This is a genomic window from Bifidobacterium coryneforme, assembly GCF_000737865.1.
Lineage (GTDB): Bacteria > Actinomycetota > Actinomycetes > Actinomycetales > Bifidobacteriaceae > Bombiscardovia > Bombiscardovia coryneformis.
In genome coordinates this window covers 16,650-43,194 of the sequence record NZ_CP007287.1, presented here as the reverse complement: position 1 = coordinate 43,194, position 26,545 = coordinate 16,650, and the positions used below count along the sequence as shown (strand labels likewise).

Annotated in this window: 14 protein-coding genes and 3 rRNA genes; 8 read left to right on the top strand and 9 right to left on the bottom strand. The window is 58.8% G+C overall.

Annotated features, from left to right (window positions below; genetic code table 11):
- Positions 1-65: 65 nt before the first annotated feature.
- The 5 genes from bcor_RS00140 to bcor_RS00125 all read left to right on the top strand — a co-directional run bounded on the left by bcor_RS00140 (position 66) and on the right by bcor_RS00125 (position 6,289).
- Positions 66-2,885 carry an ABC transporter ATP-binding protein/permease gene (locus bcor_RS00140; RefSeq protein ID WP_033498621.1) on the top strand — a complete coding sequence of 940 codons (2,820 nt, stop codon included), beginning with the start codon at positions 66-68 and terminating at the stop codon, positions 2,883-2,885.
- Between the two features lie 100 nt (positions 2,886-2,985).
- Positions 2,986-3,873 carry a formate/nitrite transporter family protein gene (locus tag bcor_RS00135; RefSeq protein ID WP_238548553.1) on the top strand — a complete coding sequence of 296 codons (888 nt, stop codon included), beginning with the start codon at positions 2,986-2,988 and terminating at the stop codon, positions 3,871-3,873.
- A 280-nt stretch (positions 3,874-4,153) separates the two neighbouring features.
- The gene (locus tag bcor_RS07125) at positions 4,154-4,756 is read left to right on the top strand and encodes an FtsX-like permease family protein (protein ID WP_051875550.1); all 603 of its coding nucleotides are present in this window, start codon (positions 4,154-4,156) and stop codon (positions 4,754-4,756) included.
- A gap of 114 nt (positions 4,757-4,870) precedes the next feature.
- A complete protein-coding gene (locus tag bcor_RS07120) occupies positions 4,871-5,551 on the top strand; it encodes an FtsX-like permease family protein (protein ID WP_148303918.1) in 681 nt (226 codons plus the stop codon).
- Between the two features lie 3 nt (positions 5,552-5,554).
- Positions 5,555-6,289 carry an ABC transporter ATP-binding protein gene (locus bcor_RS00125; RefSeq protein ID WP_033498622.1) on the top strand — a complete coding sequence of 245 codons (735 nt, stop codon included), beginning with the start codon at positions 5,555-5,557 and terminating at the stop codon, positions 6,287-6,289.
- Between the two features lie 379 nt (positions 6,290-6,668).
- Here bcor_RS00125 and rrf read toward each other — a convergent pair.
- The 9 genes from rrf to arfA form a co-directional block, all read right to left on the bottom strand.
- Positions 6,669-6,785: ribosomal RNA gene (gene rrf, locus bcor_RS00120) — 5S ribosomal RNA — on the bottom strand.
- A gap of 172 nt (positions 6,786-6,957) precedes the next feature.
- Positions 6,958-10,021 (bottom strand): 23S ribosomal RNA (locus tag bcor_RS00115).
- A 410-nt stretch (positions 10,022-10,431) separates the two neighbouring features.
- Positions 10,432-11,956, bottom strand: a 16S ribosomal RNA gene (locus tag bcor_RS00110).
- The 16S, 23S and 5S rRNA genes sit together here, the layout of an rRNA operon.
- 503 nt (positions 11,957-12,459) lie before the next feature.
- Complete coding sequence (locus tag bcor_RS00105) at positions 12,460-13,374, bottom strand: alpha/beta fold hydrolase (RefSeq protein ID WP_051875548.1); 915 nt, start codon at positions 13,372-13,374, stop codon at positions 12,460-12,462.
- Between the two features lie 35 nt (positions 13,375-13,409).
- Positions 13,410-14,441 (bottom strand): LacI family DNA-binding transcriptional regulator, encoded by a 1,032-nt coding sequence (locus bcor_RS00100; RefSeq protein WP_033498490.1) that lies wholly within the window; start codon positions 14,439-14,441, stop codon positions 13,410-13,412.
- A 79-nt stretch (positions 14,442-14,520) separates the two neighbouring features.
- Entirely contained in the window at positions 14,521-15,417 is an 897-nt protein-coding gene (locus tag bcor_RS00095; protein WP_081870280.1) for a carbohydrate ABC transporter permease, read from the bottom strand.
- A gap of 3 nt (positions 15,418-15,420) precedes the next feature.
- Positions 15,421-16,335: a carbohydrate ABC transporter permease gene (locus tag bcor_RS00090; protein ID WP_033498489.1), complete on the bottom strand. Its 915-nt coding sequence runs from the start codon at positions 16,333-16,335 to the stop codon at positions 15,421-15,423.
- 56 nt (positions 16,336-16,391) lie between these two features.
- On the bottom strand, positions 16,392-17,774 hold the full coding sequence (locus tag bcor_RS00085; protein WP_158332611.1) for an ABC transporter substrate-binding protein: 1,383 nt from the start codon (positions 17,772-17,774) through the stop codon (positions 16,392-16,394).
- Between the two features lie 137 nt (positions 17,775-17,911).
- On the bottom strand, positions 17,912-19,465 hold the full coding sequence (arfA, locus tag bcor_RS00080) for an arabinosylfuranosidase ArfA (RefSeq protein ID WP_051875546.1): 1,554 nt from the start codon (positions 19,463-19,465) through the stop codon (positions 17,912-17,914).
- A 415-nt stretch (positions 19,466-19,880) separates the two neighbouring features.
- Here arfA and bcor_RS00075 point away from each other — a divergent pair, with 415 nt between their 5' ends.
- From bcor_RS00075 to bcor_RS00065, 3 genes are all read left to right on the top strand, one after another.
- Positions 19,881-22,868, top strand: a complete 2,988-nt coding sequence (locus bcor_RS00075) for a glycoside hydrolase family 3 protein (RefSeq protein WP_081870279.1) — start codon at positions 19,881-19,883, stop codon at positions 22,866-22,868.
- 378 nt (positions 22,869-23,246) lie between these two features.
- Positions 23,247-25,676, top strand: a complete 2,430-nt coding sequence (locus bcor_RS00070; RefSeq protein ID WP_033498488.1) for a glycoside hydrolase family 3 C-terminal domain-containing protein — start codon at positions 23,247-23,249, stop codon at positions 25,674-25,676.
- Positions 25,669-26,340, top strand: a complete 672-nt coding sequence (locus tag bcor_RS00065; protein ID WP_197068958.1) for a hypothetical protein — start codon at positions 25,669-25,671, stop codon at positions 26,338-26,340. Before bcor_RS00070 ends, bcor_RS00065 begins: the two co-directional genes overlap by 8 nt.
- Positions 26,341-26,545 lie beyond the last annotated feature (205 nt).

Here is a 26,545-nt window from a genome sequence, read left to right as displayed (position 1 = left end):
CTTGTGGCGTAAGCTTGAGCTTCTGGAATCGATATCACTGAACAGCCAAGAAGCGGGGAATCATAGTGCTGCAGATTGAACACGTCTCCAAACAGTACAAGACCGGGGATTTTGTCCAGCAGGCCCTGGATGACGTCAGCGTCAACCTGCGGGACAACGAGTTCGTGGCCATCCTGGGCCCATCGGGATCAGGCAAGACCACTCTGCTGAACATCATCGGCGGCCTGGACCGGTACGACAGCGGAGACATGATCATCAACGGGACATCCACCAAGAGGTACAAGGACCGGGACTGGGACTCCTACCGTAACCACACGGTTGGCTTCGTATTCCAGAGCTATAACCTGATTCCCCACCAGACCATCCTCTCGAACGTGGAGCTGGCCCTGACCATTTCCGGGGTATCCCGCAAGGAACGCCATACCCGGGCTGTCAAGGCTCTGGAGCAGGTAGGCCTGGGCGAGCATGTCAACAAGCGGCCCAACCAGCTCTCCGGCGGCCAGATGCAAAGGGTTGCCATAGCCCGTGCCCTGGTGAACAACCCCAGCATCCTCCTGGCCGATGAGCCCACCGGGGCACTGGACTCCGAGACCTCGGTCCAGATCATGGACCTCCTCAAGGAGGTGGCCAAGGACCGCCTGGTCGTCATGGTCACTCACAATCCGGAGCTGGCCCACCAGTACGCCACCCGAATCGTGGAACTGCACGACGGGGTCATTCTCAGCGATTCCAATCCTGTGGTCGAGGAAGAGGTTCCCAAGGAGCAGGCCCAGCACCGCACCTTCGGCAAGGCCTCGATGGGGCTCCTTACCTCCCTCTCCCTGAGCTTCAACAACCTGCGGACCAAAAAGGCCAGGACCCTTCTCACCTCCTTCGCCGGGTCAATCGGCATCATCGGCATAGCGCTGATCCTGTCCGTATCCACCGGCGTGAACCGGTACATCGACAACATCCAACGTGAGACCATGACCTCCTACCCCATCACGATCCAGGAGCAGTCCTTCGACCTGAACAAGATCATGGACTCGGCCCAGGAATCCGAAAAGGAGGCCAAGTCCCACAAGGACCTCAAGGCCATATACCCCGATGATTCCAGCATCAAGGGGGCCTCGAGCCTGACCAGCAGCATCACCCAGAACAACCTGACAGGCTTCAAAAAGTACCTGGACAACCCCAAGAGCGAGATTCACCAGTACGTAGGGTCGGTGGGCATTCAGTACTCCTACGACACCAAGTTCGCTGTCTTCGGGCATGATCCCGAGGGCAAGCTGGTCTCCGCCGACAAGGTGACCATGGGTGCGCAGGACACCGGCTCCGCAGCCAGTCAGATGGCCTCCGCCAACACGAACAGCGATATGGGCGACATCCAGTCCATGCAGATGTCGCACCTGACCGGCAAGACCGACAAGAACAAGGCTCCGGAGATCTTCGGGGAGATCATGCCCGGTGCAGATGCCAAGACCACCATCAGCAAGGTGGTGACCGACAACTACCAGGTGGTTGACGGTTCCTGGCCCAAGGCCAAGGATCAGGTCGTTCTGGTGCTGGACAAGAACAACCAGATCCCCGTCACCAGCCTCTACAAACTTGGCGTCCTGCCCTCCAACCAGTACTCCGACATCATGAGCAAGCTCAACAGCGGCCAGGAGGTCGAAACCGACACCTCCCCCATCGACTACTCCAAGGTCATGCAGCAGAAGCTCTCCATGGTGCCGGCCGCAGACCAGTACGTCAAGGGTGATGACGGCCACTACCGCTACATCGGCGACAACGCGGACGAAATGGCCAAGGTAGCCGACAAGGCCATGCACCTGCAGATCGTCGGGGTCGTCCGACCCAACGAGGACGCCAAGGCCACCCCGCTCAAGGTGGGCGTTGGATACACACGGCAACTGACCGACTACCTGATTGACCAGGCCAAGACCAGCCCCATCGTCACCGACCAGGAGGCCGACCAGGACCATAGCGTCCTGAACGGCATGGCCTTCGCCCCTGCGGACGATGCGGCCAAGGCCAGCGACGCCAAGGATTACATCGCTTCCCTTGGGGTCAGCCAGAAGGCCAGCATGGCCCAGGGCTTCATGAGTGGTTCAGCGGCCGGGGTTCAGATGGGAGCCGGCTCCCAGGGATCTGCAGCCACCGCCCCGTCGGAGCAGGCCAGCGCCTCAGGTGCCATGGCCGAGCAGCAGACCGCGCAGGCCTTCGACCAGTACATCGCCACGGCCCCGCAAGATGTTCTGGTCGCCATATACAACCAGTATGTTTCCACCGGCACATACGCCGACAACCTGAGTGACTTCGGCATGGTCTCCCGGAACGCCCCCTCCCGAATCAGTATCTACACGGACAGTTTCGAGAACAAGAATTCCGTGGGTGATGCCATCAAGCACTATAACGACAAGACCTCGGAGAAGAACAAGATTGTCTACACGGACTACGTAGGCCTGATGATGAACTCGGTGACCACCATCATCAACGTCATCACCTACGTCCTGATTGCCTTCGTGGGGGTCTCCCTGGTGGTCTCCTCAATCATGATCGGCATCATCACTTACATCTCGGTCCTGGAACGGACCAAGGAGATCGGGATTCTCCGTGCCATGGGAGCATCCAAGCGGAACGTCTCCAACGTCTTCAATGCCGAGACCGGCATCATCGGCCTCCTGGCCGGACTCCTTGGTGTGGGAATCACCCTCCTCCTGATAATCCCGGCCAACAGCATCATGCATCACTTCATGGGAACCACTGAAGTCAACGCAGCCCTCCCTGTCTCCGGCGGGGTGGCTCTGGTCGTTCTGAGTGTGGTCCTGACCCTGATTGGCGGCCTGATTCCCTCCCGGAAGGCAGCCAAGCAGGATCCCGCCACGGCATTGCGCACCGAGTAAGGCATAAGGACCCGATGCCGGCAATGACGGATAAGTGAATTCCCACACAGTCGGCCCCGGAGACCGCTCTTCCCGGGCTCTGGAATGCCATAATGGACCCGTGAACGAACAATTCAACCAGATGCCCAACCAAGACGGCGGGTCCGGTAAGTCAGCCCCAGGGGGGCAGCCCCTCTTCCCCGGGCGGGCCTTCATCAGCACTGTCCTGGACGTGGTCGAGAGCAAGAAGACCATGAGCGGCGATCTGACGGGGAAGTACCTCCAGCGGGCCACCGCGGCCGGCCTGTTCATAGGCATCTTCTTTACGGCCTATTTCGTCATCATGGGGCAGGCCGGTCAGAACCCGGACAACCATGGCCTGGTCCTGGCGGGGAAGGTCCTGGCCGCGACCACCTTCGGGTGGGCTCTGGTCCTTATCTACTACACCAACTCTGAACTGCTGACCTCCAACATGATGGTGGTCACCATAGGCGCCTACCACAAGCGCCTGGGCTGGCTGACATCGCTGCGAATCCTGGGCCTCTGCTTCCTGGGCAATCTGGTTGGACTCCTGATTGTGTCCGTCATCCTTCGATTCTCTTCCATCGTCAGCGGGCCGACCCTTGACCAGATGTTGACAGCGGCAGCCACCAAGACCGGCTATGTCTCGGGAGGCCCCATGGGCTTCGCCGACCTCTTCGTCCGCGGTATTCTATGCAACTTCTGCATCAACGTCGCCATGCTCATGGTGTACAACGGCAAGCTCTCCAACGACTTCACCAAGTGCACCATCATGATTGTGTCCGTCTTCGTGTTCTCCTTCTGCGGCTTCGAGCACTCTGTCGCCGATTCCGCCCTTTTCCTCACTCTCGGGGTCTTCGGGCAGGTCAATGCCTGGAAGGCCATCCTGGTGGTCATCGTGGCCATGCTGGGCAACTACGTGGGTGGTGGCATCCTGATTGGACTGAACTTCGCCACCATGAACGACGAGAGGCATTTCAAGGCCTAGAAACGTACGGCACTCATTGCCCGTCAGAGGTGCGGATGTGCTTACAAGGGTGGGTGAAAGGACGTTCCTGAAGGAAATCGAAGTCGGCAAGCGAACCGGCGCTCAGTTCTGATGGATTCAAGGCATTGCTCGCTATTGCTGGGGAGAATGAGCGTCGCCATTTTTCAGATAGCCCTTTATGGATTAGAGTCATTGCCGCGGTAGGATATATCATCGGTCTTCTCTAACACTGCAAGGGTGGCAGTGGACGTAATCAGATGGTTCACCTAAGAATCGAGAGATGCGTATGTTTCTGTTGAAGCTTGTGGTGCGTTCCGTGGCTATTGATGTGGCATCGTGGCTGGCATTGATCGTCACTTCTGCGATTCTGGCGGTGACGGTCACTCTGGACATTGGATTGGTGGTTGCCGGTGCTAACACATCCGGCGAGGCGCAGCAGGCGTTCGTCGCGTTCGGAGGCGTGGCGTTGGGGTTCTGTGTTCTGGTGGGTTTCCTGTCGCTGATGATGGTGATTCGCGTATGTCTGGGATTGCAGCGTCGTTCCGTGGGGCTGTGGCAGTTGGCAGGCGTTCTGCCCCGGACGGTGTTCGTGGTGCTTCTTGGCGAGGTGCTTCTGGTAGGCCTACTGTCCTCCCTGCTGGGAGCGCTAGTGGCGGGACTGGCATGGTTTCCGTTCGCGCGTCTTATTTCTTCCAGCGGGCTGCCCTCGAATGACGTGCTGGCTCAACCTCTTATTCCACTCGCTCTGTGGATCGGCGCCGGATCCACAGGCGTGATCTGCGTTCTGGGCGGGCTGCTTCCGGCCAGGAGAATCGCGCGCGGCGATGTTCTGGAGGCAGTACGCGGTGACGGTCAGACATCGCGGAGTGGATTTTCTTTGTGAAAGCGCATTTTAAGAGCCGTGCTGTCAGTCGCCATTATCGTGGGAACCGCGGCGCTCTACATAGCGATAGGCAATGCGCGACCGCTTATCTCGAAGCGAGCTGAGGGAGATTTCATGACCGTGTACGCGGGTATGGGCATGCTTGTGTGCCTGGTGGTCGCATGCTGCGCCACTCCTCTGATACGAGGGCTGCTCGCACTCATCGGACTGGGTTCCAATCGACTCGGCACTCCGTGGTTTCTGGCAGTAAGTGAAGCTTCCTCGCACCCCGACCTGACCCGCGGACTGATAATGCCCATCGGGCTGGCCGGCGGCGCGGTCGGTGTGATGATGGCGTGGGTCGGCAAACTGAGTTCAGTGCTTTCAGGATCCGGCGAGACCGTGTCTGCGCCCCCGAAACAGATGGCGGTGCTGTTCGGCGGGGCTGTCATCGTCGGATGCGTCGCCGCCTCATCGGTCGTGTTCGCCACCATGCGCAGCAGAGGCAGGGATGCTGCAGTCCTGATCGCCGGCGGCGGCACCAGCAGACTGGTCTGGATGAAGGTCGCATGCGAGACTGTGATTTATCTGGCCCTTTCGCTCGTCTTCGCCTATGCAATCGTGTGGGTCAACGAGCTGGCCATGGACCACGCACTCACCTCGGGTCCGATACCATCCGCACCATTCACCCTGCCAGGCTGGCAGGCCGCAGGAATCGTGGCTTTCGGCATGCTCTTCGTTGTCGTGATGCTCGCCGCCATCACTGCAGGAATCACCCACAGACAGGTAATCGACGTAGTTCTCGACGAAAGGTAGATCATGACATCACCATTGCTCGCAGCCTCAGGGATCCGCAAGGCCTACCACACAAGAAGAGACCGTGTCGAAGTGTTACGTGGCATTGATCTGAGCGTGCACCCCGGCGAGTTCGTGGCCATCGTCGGCAGGTCGGGTTCAGGCAAGTCCACGCTGCTTTATTGCCTGTGTGGACTGCTTAAGCCAGATTCCGGGTCCATCAGTTTGTGTGGACAGGACGTCACAGGACAATCCAACGCGCAGCTCTCACGACTACGACGCGATCACGTCGGATTCGTGTTCCAGGATCTCAACCTGGTCAGTGCACTCAACGTCGCTGACAATGTGCTCCTCCCTGCCAAGATGGCCGGCATCCACGCCTCTCGTAAGCAAGTCTATGCACTCCTGAAACAGGTGGGTCTCGACGGGATGGGCCATGAACGGACGGACAATCTGTCGGGAGGACAGCGTCAGCGCGTCGCCATCGCAAGGGCGCTGCTGCGCAGTCCCGATATCCTATTCGCAGACGAACCAACCGGATCGCTCGATCCTTCGACCGCACAATCGGTCATGCATCTATTGCGACAGACCGTTACACCACGCAGCTCCCTAATCATGGTCACCCATGACCTGGAGATCGCCGCGACCGCTGACCGGGTCGTCGTGCTTTCCAACGGCATCTGCGATGATGTTCTGACCCATCCCACCGTCGAGCAGCTTTTCGAAGTAACCCAAGAGGAAAACGTCAGACCGGCTTGAGAGCAGCGTGAGCCAAAAATACTCACGCCTGATGTAATCGATACATACATTATGACGCCTCAATCGATGCTTTGTCCGCAGAATCATCCGCAGGCATCAGCAGGCCTATTCGCACGTCCCCGTTTGCGATGGCTTCAGCCATTCATAAAGAGCGCAGAACGTGGGTGTGGTGGTGCTTGTGATGCGAGGGGTGCCTTCCATCTGCGGCCGAAGGGGCGGGCGCGGAGCGGGGCAGGCATGGGCCCGGTTGTAGCAGTGTCCGTCAGGGCGGTGTCCGGCGGTTCGGTTGGGTCCCGCAGCGTTGTGGGTGGGGGTGTCGGTGTATGTGGAAGGGGTCCCGTGCGGCGTGTGCCGTGCGGGACCCCTGTCCGATGTTGTGGAGCGGCGGTGTGCTACTCTCCCACACCCTTCCGAGTGCAGTACCATTGCCGTGCTGGGTCTTAGCTTCCGGGTTCGGAATGGGACCGGGCGTCTCCCCCAGGCCATGACCGCCGCAAATTCTGTTGTACCGGCCCTGCGCTTGGCGCGGCGGGCGGGTCGTGGTGACGGTTCGGGGACCGGACGGTGGACGCGTGTTTCGTTGTCGATCGCCTGTGGCCGTTCGTGTTCATTGCCGCAGGTCTCGTTCGCAGTGGTGTCGATGCCTCCACCCCTCGACGGGGGTGGGTGTTGTGTTGTCTTCGACCATTAGTGCCGGTCGGCTTCGCCCCTTGCGGGGTTTCCACGTCCGGTCTATCGACCATGTGTTCTGCATGGGGTCTTCAGGAACCGAGGTTCCATGGAATCCTTATCTTGGAGGGGGCTTCCCGCTTAGATGCTTTCAGCGGTTATCCCATCCGAACGTAGCCAACCGGCCGTGCCGCTGGCGCGACAACCGGCATACCAGAGGTTCGTCCACCCAGGTCCTCTCGTACTATGGGCAGGKCTCCTCAAGATTCCAACGAGCGCAGAGGATAGAGACCAAACTGTCTCACGACGTTCTGAACCCAGCTCGCGTGCCGCTTTAATCGGCGAACRGCCGAACCCTTGGGACCTGCTCCAGCCCCAGGATGCGACGAGCCGACATCGAGGTGCCAAACCATCCCGTCGATATGGACTCTTGGGGATGATCAGCCTGTTATCCCCGGGGTACCTTTTATCCGTTGAGCGATGCCGCGTCCGTACGCCGGCACCGGATCACTATCTCCGACTTTCGTCCCTGCTCGACCCGTCGGTCTCGCAGTCAAGCTCCCTTGTGCGATTGCACTCAACACCCGATTGCCAACCGGGCTGAGGGAACCCTTGGGCGCCTCCGTTACTCTTTGGGAGGCAACCGCCCCAGTTAAACTACCCGCCAGGCACTGTCCCTGACCAGGATGACTGGTCGAGGTTAGAGGCCAGATGAGGACAGAGCGGTATTTCACATTTCGGCTCCACGGATGCTGGCGCACCCGCTTCGAAGCCTCCCGCCTATGCTACACAGTCCGCACCTAACGCCAATACCAAGGTATAGTAAAGGTCCCGGGGTCTTTTCGTCCTTCTGCGCTTAACGAGCATCTTTACTCGTACTGCAATTTCGCCGAGCTCCTGGTCGAGACAGTGGGGAAGTCGTTACGCCATTCGTGCAGGTCGGAACTTACCCGACAAGGAATTTCGCTACCTTAGGATGGTTATAGTTACCACCGCCGTTTACCGGGGCTTGAATTCACCGCTGCCCCCCCGAAGGGGATGACGGATCCTCTTAACCTTCCGGCACCGGGCAGGCGTCAGTGCATATACAGCGACTTTCGTCTTCGCATGCACCTGTGTTTTTGGTAAACAGTCGCTACCCCCTGGTCTGTGCCACCCCCCTCGGCTCCGCGCGCTGGGCGCCTCACCGCAAGGGGTCTCCCTTATACCGAAGGCACGGGAGTGATTTGCCGAGTTCCTTGACCAGGATTCGCTCGATCGCTTTGGTATACTCTACCTGACCACCAGTGTCGGTTTAGGGTACGGGCGGCGACAGCCCTCGCACCGAAGCTTTTCTTGACGGAACGGCACACCGGATTCGGGGCACGAGGCCCCCCATCATCACACCTCACGCTCATGCCGGACGGATTTGCCTGCCCGACGCGCCACATGCTTGACCACGGATAACCACCACCGCGGCCCGGCTCCCGTTCCGTGTCACTCCTGTGCTACCCGCCACGCATCCACACACCGGTCCCGCACCATCGGACGGTCCGAAGACCGCCGCCCGATACGGGTAAGGGCATGCTTCCACGTCTTGGATTGGGCGGTCTGACGCCGGTAGGAGAATATCGACTCCTTCATCCATTCGACTACGCCTGTCGGCCTCGCCTTAGGACCCGACTCACCCGGGGACGACGAACGTGGCCCCGGAACCCTTGGTCATCCAGCGGACGGGATTCTGACCCGTCTCTCGCTACTCATGTCTGCATTCTCACTTCCACACGGTCCACGGCCGGCTCACGCCGCCGCTTCGCCCCATGCGGAACGCTCTCCTACCCAGTACAGCAACTGCACTGCCGCGTCTTCGGTGGTGTGCTTGAGCCCCGCTACATTATCGGCGCGGAACCACTAGACCAGTGAGCTGTTACGCACTCTTTCAAGGGTGGCTGCTTCTAAGCCAACCTCCTGGCTGTCTATGCGACTCCACATCCTTTCCCACTTAGCACACACTTAGGGACCTTAGACGACGATCTGGGCTGTCTCCCTCTCGACGACGGAGCTTATCCCCCGCCGACTCACTGCCGCGATACACCTCACACGTATTCGGAGTTTGGCTGCTGTCGGTACCCGATACGGGCCCTCAAGCATCCAGTAGCTCTACCCCATGGAGACATTGACGCGACGCTGCACCGAAATGCATTTCGGAGAGAACCAGCTATCACGGAATTTGATTGGCCTTTCACCCCTAGCCCCAGGTCATCGGCCCGGTTTTCAACCCAGGTSSGTYCGGTCCTCCACGCGGTCTTACCCRCGCTTCAACCTGCYCAGGGCTAGATCATCCCGCTTCGGGTCCAGGGCACGCGACTCAAACGCCTTTTAAGACTCGCTTTCGCTACGGTTGCCCCACACGGGTTAACCTCGCCACGCACCACTGACTCGCAGACTCATTTTTCGATAGGCACGCCGTCACCCCGAAAGGCTCCGACGGATTGTAGGCACACGGTTTCAGRAACTGTTTCACTCCCCTCCCGGGGTGCTTTTCACCTTTCCCTCACGGTACTCGTACGCTATCGGTCAGACAGGTATATTCAGGCTTACCCCACGGTCGGGGCGGATTCACACGGGATTCCACGAGTCCCGCGCTACTTGGGAACAAGGATCGGCAGACGACGCGTCTTCGACTACGGGGCCATCACCCTCTACGGCCGGGAATTCAATCCCGTTCGTCTCACACGTCGTTTTATCACTGCCGCCGGGTCCGTCGGAACCCGGGCACCAAATCCCACAACACCCATGCCGCAACCCCCGACGGGTATCACACGGCACAGGTTTGGCCATCATCCGCTTTCGCTCGCCACTACTCACGGAATATCTCTTCCTGCAGGTACTGAGATGTTTCACTTCCCTGCGTACCCCCCGCACGAATGCGGTGCCAGCCCATGACGGCTGGCGGGTTTCCCCATTCGGACACCCTCGGATCAAAGCCCTGTCGGCGGCTCCCCGAGGCCTATCGCGGCCCCACGCGTCCTTCATCGGTCCTGTCTGCCAAGGCATCCACCATGCGCCCTTACCGACAACACGACCACAGGCCATGCCACGGCAACAACAACTGCGAACTGCCAGACGACAAATCATCACACTAATAGATCACAAAACGATCGACCCGAACCCACCATGTGGGCTCGGACGAAACAATACAAGCGGACGGACAGGCACAAAGCCAGCCATCCACTCGCGTCCACTATCCAGTTCTCAAACCACCACCACACCACCAGGACCCGCCACGGGACGACACCCGCACAGGAACCCGATGGGCGACAGGAACACCACCCACAAGGGTGGCGGTCCGGGAACCCAACAGCGCATCCATGCCACAGCCCATTCGACCGTTCCACGCCAGCACGCCCACACCATCCGACCGACCGGCCGGACCCATGGACACGACCCCACGACCCAGACACGGGCGGGGGATTTTACTCATATCTCCGTAGAAAGGAGGTGATCCAGCCGCACCTTCCGGTACGGCTACCTTGTTACGACTTAGTCCCAATCGCGGACCTCACCTTAGACGGCTCCCCCCCAAACGGGTTGGGCCACCGGCTTCGGGTGCTGCCCACTTTCATGACTTGACGGGCGGTGTGTACAAGGCCCGGGAACGCATTCACCGCGGCGTTGCTGATCCGCGATTACTAGCGACTCCGCCTTCACGGAGCCGGGTTGCAGRCTCCRATCCGAACTGAGACCGGTTTTMAGGGATCCGCTCCATGTCGCCATGTCGCATCCCGTTGTACCGGCCATTGTAGCATGCGTGAAGCCCTGGACGTAAGGGGCATGATGATCTGACGTCATCCCCACCTTCCTCCGGGTTAACCCCGGCGGTCCCCCGTGAGTTCCCGGCATGACCCGCTGGCAACACGAGGCGAGGGTTGCGCTCGTTGCGGGACTTRACCCAACATCTCACGACACGAGCTGACGACGACCATGCACCACCTGTGAACCGGCCCCGAAGGGAAACCACGTCTCCGCGGTCGTCCGGCACATGTCAAGCCCAGGTAAGGTTCTTCGCGTTGCATCGAATTAATCCGCATGCTCCGCCGCTTGTGCGGGCCCCCGTCAATTTCTTTGAGTTTTAGCCTTGCGGCCGTACTCCCCAGGCGGGATGCTTAACGCGTTAGCTCCGACACGGAACCCGTGGAACGGGCCCCACATCCAGCATCCACCGTTTACGGCGTGGACTACCAGGGTATCTAATCCTGTTCGCTCCCCACGCTTTCGCTCCTCAGCGTCAGTAACGGCCCAGAGACCTGCCTTCGCCATTGGTGTTCTTCCCGATATCTACACATTCCACCGTTACACCGGGAATTCCAGTCTCCCCTACCGCACTCCAGYCCGCCCGTACCCGGCGCAGATCCACCGTTAAGCGATGGACTTTCACACCAGACGCGACGAACCGCCTACGAGCYCTTTACGCCCAATAATTCCGGATAACGCTTGCACCCTACGTATTACCGCGGCTGCTGGCACGTAGTTAGCCGGTGCTTATTCGAAAGGTACACTCACTCTCGCTTGCTCCCAATCAAAAGCGGTTTACAACCCGAAGGCCGTCATCCCGCACGCGGCGTCGCTGCATCAGGCTTTCGCCCATTGTGCAATATTCCCCACTGCTGCCTCCCGTAGGAGTCTGGGCCGTATCTCAGTCCCAATGTGGCCGGTCGCCCTCTCAGGCCGGCTACCCGTCGAAGCCTTGGTAGGCCATCACCCCACCAACAAGCTGATAGGACGCGACCCCATCCCATACCGGTAAACCCTTTCCCACACCATCATGCGATGATGCGGAACACCCGGCATTACCACCCGTTTCCAGGAGCTATTCCGGAGTATGGGGCAGGTTGGTCACGCATTACTCACCCGTTCGCCACTCTCACCAGACAGCAAGCTGCCTGGATCCCGTTCGACTTGCATGTGTTAAGCACGCCGCCAGCGTTCATCCTGAGCCAGAATCAAACCCTCCACAAAAAAACAATGAAGAAGCCGAAACGACTCTCATAATAAATTGACGGATCCGCTTCCATAAGGAGGAAACAGACCCACGAAAAACCCCGACACCCCTCACAACGCTCCCGCGTACCCGGCAAAACCGGGCGGGCATCGGACTGGCAATCAAAAAAGCTATAAAAGTAGCACAAACACGCTCTTGAGTTCTCAAACCACCACCACACCAACAGTCTCAAGTTATCCGGGAGATTCCTTGTCGCTGTCGGGCAGCAAAAGAACAATTTACACGAACTACCTGGTTGTTGCAAATTGGTACGCTTGAGTATCGGAGAAGCTCAATCATTGCAACGGTTTTACGGCGTGTCGGCATTTTGAACGCCGCCCCTTGCAATCCGACCTTCACCTTTTCAGGAATCCCCTCTGCACTCTCCAGCGAGATTCAAACCAGTATCGTCGCTTCCATATATTAGTAGATACTCCCCCATTAAATGCAAGTTACATCCGATCGACTTCCGGAACCGCTCTTAATTCAGGCACAGTTCCCTGACGACAGCGGCGAAGTGAGCAGGCTCATCCCAGTGCGGGCAGTGTCCCGAGTGTTCGAACAGCAGAAAGCAGTGTTCCGTCCGTATCGTGGCCGCATACTGCTCAACCAGCATTGCCGGAAGATGCCGGTCATACCTGCCGCTGATGAAGGTGACGGGCGCACCGAAGGACGTGACCCCGCGGAAATCGACAGCTTCGAGTTCCCCCTTCAGCCGGGCTCGGGACTGCCTCACGCCTTTCTGCTGGTTGACCAGGGCACTCCAGGAATAAAAAGGGGAACGTACGTAGGCCATGGCCCGGTCCAATATGCCGAGCGCGGTTCTGGTACCGCCGCGGTCCATCAGCTCACGCACCAACATGACCAGATCGGCCTGGGAGCTCTCACTGCCCACCAACCGCTGACCCCATTTGGGCAGGGTTCCCCGACTGAGCCTCTGCCTGAGCATCAACGCCCCCTGCATGGTGACCACCTGACCCAGGCCTATGTAGTGCCTCACCAACGAGGAGTACCTCCGCGCCATCTCCAGGCCCAGCACACTCCCCCAGGAGTGCCCGACCAGAACCAGGGAATCCTGCTGGTAGGTCTGCAGAAGAGTGAGCACGAACTGGTGGATGTCCTCGACCATGGAATCGATGGTGACCACCTCATCCAAGGCAAAGCGGTGATAGGAGAGACCGCTGCCGCGCTGATCCAGATTGATGAAGCGGAAGTCTCGTTCCAGCTCGGCATTGCACCTTATGGTCACGGGGATGCAGGCGTCGCCCGGGCCACCGTGCAGGTACAGGATAATCGGCGCCTCACGCGGGGCAGGATTCATGGAGAAGACCAGGCGGGCACCGTTGACCCTGGCCTGGTGGATGTGCGAGTGGCTCGAAACCGTAAGGCCTGACATGCCACCATTCTACCGATTCACAACCGGTTCTGCGCTTATAACCAGGTCGATCCGCGTTCAATCAATCTGTAGTCGGTGACCCGCGAGCGCGCCGGTCCGGCATAACCCTGGATTCGTTCGATCAGCATCTCCACCGCCTGCTTCGCGAAATCCGAGGCATGCGGATCAATCGAGGTCAGAGATGGATTTGCGAACCTTCCCTCGCTGACATTATCGAATCCGACGATCTGCACATCGTCGGGAATCTTGTATCCTCGCCGTTGTAGTTCGTGCATCGCACCCAAGGCAAGGGCATCATTCAGACAGACTATGGCATCCGGCGCATCTGATACCGCCAGCATGTTGCTGACAGCCCGTTCGCCATCGCTGCTGATCCACTTGTTTCCCGATACCACAATGCGCCAGTCGATTTTCTTGTGGACCTGGTCGAAGGCCTCGACATAACCCCGTGTTCTCATCGGCCGACCACCCTCCTTGGCCGTAAACAGGGTCTGCCTATCGGCACCGTCCGGGGCTCCGATAAGACCTATGCGGTCCACTCCACTGTCCAGCAGCCTACCCACGGCATCACGCACGGCAGCGATATTGGGCATCATTACGTTGTCCACCTCGCCGCCGGAAATGTAATCACCGACCAGCACCACCGGGAAGTTCTGATTCAGCAGGGATTTGGGTTCCACCGGGCGGTCCGCGAGGAATATCCAACCATCTGCTCCAAGTCGGGGAATCTCATCCACGAGATCGACGAGTCCCGCGCCATTGGAGTCATAGGTATCGATAACCACGCCATAGTGGGCTTGCCTGGCAGTTTTAACCACCGCATCGACGAACATGGCGGGGAAGGGTTGGGCGAAGTCGAACGTCGCTACACCGATGAGTTTGGATCCGCCGGTTTTCAATCTCCTGGCGGAGATATTGATGGAGTACCCCAGGCGGTCTATCGCCTCTTCGACCCTCTTCCTGGTCTCGGGCCGCATGCTCCCCGACTGATTGATGACATTGGAGACCGTCTTTATGGAAACGTGCGCCTCGCGTGCCACATCCTTGATCGTCGGACGACTCTGCATGTCACCCACCTTACAGAGACCCCATACCAGCGAAGGCTTTCGTCGGAGCGGGCTCCCATACCGCCCCGACGAAACTGACCTAGGCCTTGACCGATCCCGCCGTAAGGCCGCCCACCCAGTATCGCTGCAGGAAAAGGAAGGCCAGAATCAGGGGAATGACCGAGACCAGCGCCCCCGAAGTTATCAGATTCCACACCTGCTCGGACCCTGCGCCAGCATTCGATTTCACCTGCCACTGCGTTAGACCGACGGTGATGGGGAACAACTTGGTATCCGATAGGACCACAGAAGGAAGGAAGAAGTTGTTCCAGCATCCGACCACGGACAGGAGAAAGACCGTGGTGATGGCGGGGGTCATGATCGGAAGGGATACCTGGAAGAAGGTCCTCAATTCACCGGCTCCGTCTACGCGAGCAGCCTCCATCATCTCGTCGGGCAGTGATTGCATGCAGTACACCCGCATCAGATAAGTGCCGAAGGGCGAAAGCAGGGAGGGCAGTATCACCGCCCAGATGGTATCCGTCATACCGAATTGAGACATAAGGATGAAGGTCGGAATGACCAGGGCCGTGGTGGGAATCATCAGAGCGCCCAGCACTATGCTGAAGTACAGGTTCCGACCTCTGAACCTGAATTTGGCGAATCCATATCCTGCCATCACGGAGATGGCTGTGGCGCCGATTCCACCGACGATCGCGTACAGGAACGAGTTGACGAGCCAGTGCCAGTAAATGCCACCCTCATAGGTGGTCAACTGACGAATGTTGCTCCAAAGCGAGAAATCACGGTCGAACCACATGGCACCGTGGGCTCCGGAGAAGAGGCCGGCATTACTCTTCGTTGCGGCAACGATCAGCCACCAGACAGGGAAGAGGAAATACACCAGGCAGATGGCCAACAGAACATAGGCCAGGGTATGCGATGTCTGTATTTTCCTACCGGCCGCAGCACCGTAATTACCGTTTCGAGTCGACATGACTCAGCCCTCCAACCCGGACTGATTACGGGTCAGTCTCATGAAGATGACGCTGAATACCACCACAAGCAATCCCAAAGCGAAGGAGATTGTCGCCGAGTAATTCAGCTGGTTGTAATTGAATGCCAGAGCCTGGGCATACATGTTCGGCGTATATTCAGGCTGAATCACCGATGGGACGTTATTACGCAGGATCATCGGTTCCGTATAGAACTGGAGCGTCCCTATCAGGGCGAACACCGTCACCATGACCAGAGAGCTGGAAATCATAGGGGTCTTGATTCTCAAGGCAATCTGCACCTCTGAAGCCCCGTCGATCCTGGCCGACTCATACAGTTCCGGCGAAACCGACTGGAGGGCGGAATACAGGATGACCATGTAGTACCCGGTCCACTGCCAGGTCACAACATTGACCAGGGAACCGAATATCCCAACCGGTTGCAGGAACCCTGGGGGCTGCAGGCCAAAAAGACCGAATATCGAGGTAAACGGCCCCATCTGCTTCGAGTAGAGGAACCCCCACATCAGAGCACCTATCACCACAGGTATGGCATAGGGAAGGAAAAAGACCAATCGGGAAAACGAGGCGAACCTGTTGGTCATGGTGTCCAGCACCAGGGCCAGAAGGAGGGCAAAACTGAGCTGAACGGGAACCATGACCGCCGCATACAGAACCACCCTCCACATCCCTGACAGGAAGATGGGATCGGAGAATGCACGCGCATAGTTGCTCAGCCCGGCAAAGACGGTACCCTTCAGCTGTGTGTACGAGAACAGGGAAATATACCCCGCATAGATGAGCGGTATCACGAGGAAAAGCAGGAAAACAAGACCGAAGGGGGCTGTGAAGAACCAACCCCAGGCATTCTCCCTACGCCGCCCAGCGTCCTTCGCTTTAATGCCTGATCGCTTTCGCATAGTTGACATTGCTATACCTCCCGATGTGGGCCCGGATGTACCGGGCCCACACCATTTCATTCACTCAACCGTGAACCCTTGCTGACGTGCATAGTCAGGTTCTTGTTCAGGGTGCCCAGGGAAGCAGAGATATCCGCACCGTCGCGGACAATCTTGGTGAAGGTCTTGGTCTGCTCGTCATAGGCATAGGGTTGGAAGGGGAGAAACTCATATCCCTTGTAACCAAGGGCCACCGGAGCGATGACCTCGTTGATTTTCTGATCACCGTAGAAGGGATCCGTCATATCCTTGAAAGACTGGGAATTAAGAACCCCAGTCCAGGTGGGGAAGAGGCCACTGTCAGTGATGGCCGTATGCTGCACCTGATCGTCCTTGAACAGCTCCATGGCGACCTTGGCGGCCATTTCGGTGTGCTTGGCCTGGTCAGTCACAGCGAGTGAGGACCCTCCGAAATTGACGGTCGGAGTCGTCGAATCCCAAACGGGGGCCGGGGCAACCTTCCAGTCGGCCGTGGTATCGGCCCCACTGACACCGCGCAGGGAGCCGACCAGCCATGAAGCACAAACGGCTGTGGCCCATGAACCATCGACTATCTTCTTGTACCACTCGGCCGTATACGCATCATCTGTGGTGACGACCCCCTCTTTGGACAGGCGCTGCCAATACCCCATGACCTTCTGTGCAGGCTTGGAAGTGAAATCGATCCCGACCTTGTCGGGTGCAGAGGCCGAATAGTGGTACACCTTGCCACCGGCCTGGGCCATCAGGGTCACATTGGATCCGTTGCCGCTGGGTTCATAATTCCCGATATGCCCGGTGAAGCCTTTCTCACGCAGCTCCTTGCCGGCCTGCTCATACTCATCCCAGGTCGTGGGTACCTTCACCTCGTACTTGTCGAATATATCCTTCCTGTAGATCATGACGAACGGCCCCTGATCGACGGGAATGGCGTACACGGACCGGCCGCCGCCCAGGCTCACAGAGTTCCAGGATCCGGGCGTATATTCGCTCTTTATCTTTCCTGCACCAAAGCGGGAAAGGTCCACCAGGTGGTTTTCGACGCCGGAAACATATTGCCCCAGAACGTCATACTCAATCTGAACCACATCGGCCAGCCCGGACTTGGCCTTTATCGCGGTCGTGATTTTCTGGTACTGCGTCTGCCCTGAACCTGCACGCGTCCAGCAGACCTGAACGTCATCATGCACCTCATTGAACCTGTCCACCATTTTCTCCATGGACGGATACCAGGCCCAGACCGTCACCTTCTCCACACCCGGCTTTTTGATGGTGTTCTGGCATTTGGCATTGTCGTTCGCTTTGGCGTCGCTGTGAACCGTCTGCTCCTTATCAGCGCCACCTGCCGACGAACCCGATGAGCCACAGGCCCCGGTCCACAGTAGGGCCAGACACGCTACACAAGCTGAAGCAATCCTCATTGATCTCTTCATTTCACTACCTTCTCCGTGGTTGATTGAGCTACCTTTGAATCAATATCCGGGTACCGGTTCCACGGCCCCGTCACTCGTTCCCTCCTTCCATAAGCTGTCAGGGCCGACACAGATCGACCGGATAGTCAGCCGACATGGATGACGTTCCATGACACCGGCGCGAGTTCCGCCACAATCATGTTCCGATCGGGAAGGAACTCGACCTGCCCGTTCTTCCTGGGAAGCACCTGGTCAGGGGCCTCCACGGTGTTGGCCAATGTATAGTCCTCCTCATGAAGGGTGGTCATGCCGACCGTCTTGTACGAACCGGTTGGTCCGATATCAAGGGTGAGTCTATTGGACCTGTCCAGAGAGCGGTTCACTGCGAATACAGCCAAGGAACCATCGGCGCACAGAACCGGAACAGCATTGATGTCATCGACGACCCCATACTTATCGGTCTGGTGGCCGGTGCCGGTCAGCAGGCTCCGGACCACTGTGCCGCCCTTCGAAAGGTGAGCGGCCTGGGAGAACGGGTAGAAGGTCGTCTGCCTCCAGGCGCCGCCTCCGGGAACAGTCATGATTGGCGCTATGACGTTCACCAACTGCGCCAGCGATGCCGCATGAACACGGTCGACATTGCGCAGGAGGGTAACAAGCAGGTCACCAAACGCAACCGCATCGGCGGCCGTGTAGATATCCTCTAGGAGGTGTGGGGCAACCGGCCAGTTGCCGATTCCTTTCGGGGTCTGCGACTGTTCGGCATCCTGATACCAGATGTTCCACTCGTCAAAAGAGATGAACACATCGTGACTGCTCTTCAGCTGGGCCTTGGTCGCATCGATGATGGATCCCACATCCTTGATGAAACCATCCATATCGGTCCCTGAAGCCAGGAAACTGGCCATATCGTTGCACACCGGCTGATAGTAGGCATGGGCGGAAATGAAATTGATGTTCTCGTAGGTCTCTTCCAGAACAGTCCGCTCCCAGCTGCCGAATGTCGGCATGGAGTGGCTCGACGAGCCGCATACAGCCAACTCGATATCCGGATCGATCTGGCGCATCCCCGCAGCCGTTATGGCGGCTATCCGAGCATACTCTTGAGCTGTCCTGTGCCCCAGTTGCCAGGGACCGTCCATCTCGTTGCCCAAGCACCACATGCGAATATCGAATGGTGCATCGCTGCCATTGGCCCTGCGCTGTTCCGACAAGGCCGTACCCGAAGGGATGTTCGCGTATTCCAGCAGATCCAGAGCCTCTTGGGGGCCCTGGGTGCCCAGATTGACCGCTTCCATCAGCTCGTTACCGCCCAACTTGTCCAACCACTTGGCCATCTCATGGAGGCCGAACTCATTGGTTTCCGTCGAGTGCCAGGCAAGATCGAGCCTTCGTGGGCGCTGGCTCTGGTTACCTATGCCGTCACGCCATCTGTATCCGGAAACGAAGTTGCCGCCCGGATACCGGATGGTCGTCACCCCCAGCTCCTTGACCAGCTCCATGACGTCGGTTCGGTACCCGTCTCCATCAGCACTGGGATGCCCCGGCTCATAGATACCGGTATAGACGCATCTGCCCAGGTGCTCCACGAAAGAGCCAAACAGCCTGCTGTCGACCGAGCCGATGGGATCGCGATCCTCAATGACCAACTTGGTCCAACCGTTTTCCTTGGAGTTTGGTGCTTCCACTCTTCCAACCATCCTTTGCACATATAGAGAAACAAAAATACAACGTTGTTTCTTCTGTCAGTATTTATGTTCTGATTTTCCTTGGTTAAGTTAGTACAACCTTGTACTTCTTCCCAATACTATATACCGATCCTTCATAATGGACAAGTCAGGAGCGCGTATCCTCCGGCACCCGTCCTCGCGAGCCCTTCGGCTACCACATGCAGGTTATGACGCAAAATCGACAGTTCATGCCAGGGAAGCCGTCCAGCAAGGTTTCAGCATGGTTCACTGGGGACATGGCATAAAGGCGTGTCGATGAAGCTAAAGGTCGCTCGCCCACCGTGGAGCGGATTGTCAACCTTGAACGTCTGTCTCCTATGTGACCAGGTCTGCCTCGTGTGGTCCGGTTCAGGCTTTAGCAGAGAAAAACAAGAAAGTAGCGAACATGTTCAGTATTAACCTGAGCGATGTAGTCGCAGTGCTCAAATCGCTGATACCCGAATTGGTGGTTATCGGCGTTTTCCTGGTACTGGCGATCATCATCACCATTGCGGTCAACAAGCGCACCGTCAAGAGTGTCGCCAACCGCAAGATGATTCACTCACAGTCCTGGCTGGTCACCTTCGTGGCCATCGTCGTGGCCCTGGCCACGATGCTCCTGGGCCCCCTGTCGAACCTGATCACCAAGTCGACCAACAAGCACGAACTCCAACCGGCCACCGTCACCGCCGCGCGCGACCTTGCCAAGGACATCCAGCGCGAGTCCGTCACCATGCTCCAGAACTCGGATGAGACCCTGCCCCTGAAGGACAGCAAGGTCAACGTCTTCGGCTGGGCCTCGACCAATCCCGTCTATGGTGGCACCGGCTCGGGCTCCATGTCCCCGGACAACCCCACCACCAGCCTCCTGGACGGCATCAAGGAAGCCGGTCTGGAAACCAACACCGAACTGAGCAAGTTCTACACGGACTACCGTGAGGACCGCCCCAAGGTCGAGATGTTCGAACAGGACTGGACCCTTCCCGAGCCGACCGCCGCCAAGTACAGCAACAAGCTCATGAAGGACGCCAAGGACTTCTCCGATACCGCCATCGTGGTCATCGGTCGCGTCGGCGGCGAGGGTGCAGATCTTCCCGTCAACATGAAGTCCAAGGACCTCACCTATCACGACAACGACAAGTCCGACCCCGATTTCCAGGATGGACAGAGCTTCCTGGAGCTGTCCAAGCCCGAAAGCGACATGATCGCCAAGGTCACCGGCACCTTCGACAAGGTGGTCCTGGTCTACAACGGCGCCAACACCTTCGATCTGAACTTCGTCGGCCAGTATCCGCAGATCAAGTCCGTCCTCTGGTGCCCGCCCCCGGGACAGGCCGGCTTCACCGCCCTGGGTGAGGTGCTGAAGGGCACAACCAACCCCTCCGGCAAGACCTCCGACACCTTCGTCCGTGATCTGACCAAGACACCCACCTACAACAACTTCGGTGCCTTCACCTACACCAACATGGACGACCACAAGGCGACCTTCGTCGGCTTCACCGGCAAGTCCGAAACCGTTACCCCCACCTTCATCAACTACAACGAAGGCATCTACGTGGGATACCGCTTCTGGGAGACAGCCGCCAAGGAAGGGCTGATCAACTACGACGAGATGGTGCAGTATCCCTTCGGTTACGGCCTCTCGTACACCAAGTTCAGCCAGAAGATGGGCAACATCAAGCACGCTGACGGCAAGATCTCCTTCGATGTGACCGTTACCAACGACGGCACCAAGGCCGGACGCGACACCGTCCAGACCTACTTCGATCCCCCCTACACCGATGGTGGCATCGAAAAGGCCAGCGCCAACCTCGTCTCCTTCAAGAAGACCAAGGTCCTCAAGCCGGGACAGAGCGAAACCGTCTCCGTCAGCTTCAAGGACGAGGACATGGCCTCCTACGACGCCAACACGGCCAAGGCCTACGTGCTGGATCAGGGCGACTACGGTATCTCCATCCGCTCCGATTCCCACAAGGTCATCGAGTCCCAGAACGTCAGCATCAACAAGACCATCACCTACGATGAGAGCAATCCCCGCTCCATCGATAAGGTGGCGGCCACCAACCGTTTCGATGACGCCAAGGGCACAGTGACCTACCTGTCGCGAGCCAACCACTTCGCCAACTACGAGGATGCGGTTGCGGCCCCCAAGAGCACCGAGATGCCCGAAGAGGCCAAGGCCAACTTCTACAACAACGAGAACTACGATCCCAAGAAGTTCGACAAGGACAGCGATCAGATGCCCACGACCGGGGCGAAGAACGATGTCAAGCTTTACCAGCTGCGCGACAAGAAGTACGACGACCCCATGTGGGACAAGCTGCTGGACGAGCTCACCGTCAAGGAGATGGACACCCTGATCGCCATGGGCGGCTACGGCACCCAGGCAATCAAGAGCATCGGCAAGATCGAGATGACCGACGCCGATGGTCCCGCCGCCCTGAACAACAACTTCACCAAGGTCGGATCCCTGGGCTTCCCGTCATCCACCTCCCTGGCCTGCACCTGGAACCCCGAGCTGGCCACCCGCTTCGGCGAGATGATCGGCACCATGGCCCACGACATGGATGTGGCCGGCTGGTACGCACCGGCCTTCAACATCCACCGCAGCGCCTTCTCCGGCCGTAACTTCGAGTACTTCTCGGAGGACCCGCAGATCAACGCCGTCATGGGATCCAACGAGATCGCCGGTGCCCGCTCCAAGGGTGTCTACTCCTTCATGAAGCACTTCGCCATGAACGACCAGGAGACCAACCGTAACAACATGCTGGCCACCTGGGCCGACGAGCAGACCATCCGCGAGATCTACCTGAAGCCCTTCCAGGCTGCAGTGGTCGATGGTGGCGCACAGGCCGCCATGACCGCCTTCAACTACCTCGGCAACACCTACGTAGCCGCCTATGCTCCGCTGATGCAGGATGTTCTGCGCGGCGAGTGGGGCTTCCGAGGAATGGCCCTGACCGACTACTTCGGAGTCTATGGCTACCAGAACGCCGATCAGCTGATCCGCAACGGAAACGACATCATGCTGGCCACCACCGAGGTGACCAACCATGTGAAGGATCAGAGCGCCACTTCGGTCAAGGCCATGCGTGAAGCCAGCCACAACATCCTGTACACGGCCGTGAACAGCTACAAGTACGCAGATGGCGACCCCAAGGTCCAGACCCCTGCATGGCAGATTGCCCTCTATGTGGCTCTCGCCGTCATGGCTCTGATCTTCCTCGCCCTCGAGTGCCTGGCCTTCCGCAGGTTCAACGCCCGCCGCAGTGCGGTTGACGTGCAGACCCTGACCGACATGGCCGACCAGGCCAAGGATGTCAGGATGCAGGACCCTGCCAGCGAGGAGACCACCCCCGCAGAGGATGGCCCGTCTCACGACACCATTCAGTAAGGGAAGAGCACAGCAAGGCCCGCGGGCATGAATCTGGTCAGGTAATCTGATCGGGCTCCGGGCCTGGGCTCTACCGAGGGGCGGACGACTACAAAGTCGTCCGCCCCTCTTTTTTTATCGTCACCCACATTCCCCGCCGTCTTGTCCGCTGGGCCCGTCTCACAGACGCGCCCATCCTCCTGGATTTAACGGTGGAGTCAGGTGCACCATTCATGCCGGAAAAATGACAGGTTATGCTCTGGTGATTCCAGCGTACGCAACGGTTGACGATACTGGAACTATATATGGCAGAGTTACGCGGTGGAGACACCGGTGCTGACTGTGGAAGCGATGAGGGTTCCAATCCAGGGGCTCATCTCATCAGGGAAAAGGAACACAATGGAAGTCAAAGATCTGACAGTCCTGGAGAAGGCATCGCTGCTCTCCGGAAATTCTATGTGGGGCACCCGCGAAATCAAGCGGGCAGGCATTCCGAGCATGGTCCTGAGCGACGGCCCACACGGGCTGAGGCGGCAGATGGGAGCCGGAGACAACCTGGGAATGGGCGAGTCCAAGCCGGCCACCTGCTTCCCCACCGCCGGAACCGTGGCCTGCTCGTGGGACCCGGATCTGGCCAAGGCCATGGGCGAGGCGCTGGGCCGAGAGGCCAAAAGCCTGGGCGTGAACATCGTGCTGGGCCCGGGTATGAATATCAAGCGCAACCCGCTGTGCGGCCGCAACTTCGAGTACTACTCGGAGGATCCCCAGGTGGCTGGACACATGGCTGCGGGGCTGATTGAAGGCATCCAGTCCCAGGGAGTGGCCGCCACCCCCAAGCACTTCGCCATGAACAGCCAGGAACTGCGCAGGCAGGCCTCCAACTCCGTGGTCGATGAGCGGACCATGCGTGAGCTCTACCTGACCGCCTTCGAGATTGCCGTACGCCAGGCCCACCCCTGGGCCATCATGACCTCCTACAACATGGTCAACGGCACCTACGCCAACGAGAACGGACACCTCCTCAACGACATCCTGCGCAAGGAGTGGGGCTTCGACGGCATGGTGGTATCCGACTGGGGTGGTTCCAACAGTGCCGTGGCAGCAGCCGCCAACGGTTCCTCCCTGGAAATGCCCGAGGCAGGATTCGATTCCGTCCGTCAATTGGCCAAGGCCGTCAAGGAGGGGAACCTGGCTGAGGCCGACCTGAACGCCAGGGCTGAAGAGGTCGCCAAACTGGCCAAGCTGACCTATGACCCGAAGATGGACCCGGACGGAAACCTGACCGACGAGCAGAAGCGGGACCACCACGAAATGGCCCGCAGAATCGCCGAGGAATCGGCTGTGCTCCTGGTCAACAAGAACGGGCGCCTCCCCCTGTCCGCCGGCACCAAGGTGGCCGTTGTGGGCGATATGGCCAAGACCGCACGCTTCCAGGGTTCCGGTTCTTCCAAGGTCAATGCGACCAGGCAGGAGAACATCCTGGAGCTGATTGAACAGGGCCATGCCGGAGGGTTGGAACTGGCATCCTACAGCCAGGGCTACGACCGCCACGGAGACATGAACCAGGACCTGGTTGACCAGGCCGTGAATGCCGTTGATGGATCCGATGTAATCCTGGCCTGCGTGGGTCTTGACGAGCGGAGCGAGTCCGAAGGTCTGGATCGTTCCACCATGGATATTCCCCGGGCCCAGGTGAACCTCCTGCAGGCCCTCGGCAAGACCGGCAAACCTCTGGTGGTTGTGCTGGTGGCAGGGTCCCCCGTCTCAGCAGACTGGGTCGACCTGTGCGATGCCGTTCTGTACATCGGGCTGTCAGGTCAGGCAGGTGCGTCCGCCACCCTGAACATCCTTACAGGCAAAACCAACCCCTCCGGCCACCTGGCTGAGACCTGGCCCAAGTCCTACGCGGATTGCCCCAGCTCCGGTTGGTACCCGGAGTCCGAGCGTGACTCCATTTACCGCGAGGGACCCTTCGTGGGGTATCGGTATTACCTCACCGCCGGAGTAGAAGACCTCTTCCCCTTCGGATACGGCCTCTCGTACTCCCACTTCACCTACTCCAACCTGGCACTGGACGAGAAGGGCGCCTCCTTCACCCTGACCAACGATTCGGAGCACGACGGTGCCACCGTTCCGCAGCTCTACGTCCAGGCACCGGAAGGCGGCGTGCTCAGGCCCATGCGTGAGCTCAAGGGCTTCCGGAAGGTATCCCTCAAGGCAGGCGAGTCCACGACCGTACGTATCGACTTCGATCAGACCACCTTCCGTCACTTCGATACGGACCAGGACTCCTGGCAGACCGAATCCGGCGATTGGACGATCATGATCGGTTCGGATGCCCGGACCATGGAACTGACCGGCACACTGTCCGTAGCGGGCACTGTCCAGCCCCACCAGGCCGACCCCGCCCTGGGCGCCTACCTGACCGGCAAGGTCAAAGAGGTCACGGACGACAACATGACCGCCCTCTTCGGGCACCCGGTCGAGCGTCAGGGTGCCATCAGCACCTTCGGCCCCAACGATCCCATCTCATCCTGGAAGGACTCCAGGAGTGGCCTGGCCCGGTTTGTCGCCAACTTCCTGTCCAAGCGAGAGCGCAAGCAGGAAGCCAAAACCGGCAACCCGGATCTCAATACCCTCTTCCTGCTCAACATGCCCCCCAGGGCCATGAGCAAGATGACCAACGGCATGATCGACATGGCCATGGTCGATTCGATCGTACGTATACCGAACGGCCACGTCTGCAAGGGACTGGGAGGCTTCATTGCAGGCTTCTTCCGGAACATGTCAGCCAACCGCAGGACCAGAAAGGAACTGAACCATGAGTGACCAGAACGCACAGACCGGCGGAAAACCCGCCAGCGCAGAGGAGGCGGCCACCTCCAAGTACGGCATTGTCCGCTGGTGGCAGCGCTTCTCCTTCCGTCACGAGACCGCGGCACAGTTCATCGTCTTCTTCCTGCTCTCCAACGGTGTCACCGTTCTGCAGCTGATCATGATGCCTGTGCTCAAGGCCATCTTCAACGGCACCTCCCTTGTCGGAACCAACTTCCAGATCTGGCACATGGGAACCGTGGGCGGCAAGCCTTACTACCTGTTCGACTATGCCGCAGGTGCCATCAGCAACGGCGGAGGCGGCGGCCTGGCTTACTTCCTGGCTGTGGAAATCACCCTGCTGATTGCGCAGATCATCAACTTCTTCCTCCAGAGGAACATCACCTTCAAGTCCAATTCCTCTGTTTGGAAGGCCGCTTTCTGGTATCTCCTCGCCTACATCATCATCACCATCATCGCTGCCGCCCTTCAGGGCTGGTACAAGGACCCGATCTACGGCTTCTTCCAGCACAGCCTGAACTGGGGAACGGTCGGCACCACCGTGGCCGATCTGGTGACGATGATCATCAACTCGGCCATATCCTTCTGGGTCTTCTTCCCCATCTTCAAGGTCATCTTCAAGCAGGTGCCCGATGAGGAGACCAAGCAGGAAGCCTGAGTAACCAACCAATACGTGGCCTCGATCGTCCCCTCCCGTTAGAACCGGCATTCAGGGAGATTCGGGACGACCGGGGCCCATTCCATATATACAATTGGTACGGTGCAGTACAGTGGTCGGATACGGCAGCGCGGTCGATCCGCCTGTTGATTCGGTTCCCTTGAATCGGGAATCCCCATCACTCCCCTGCCCTCACACAACCCGT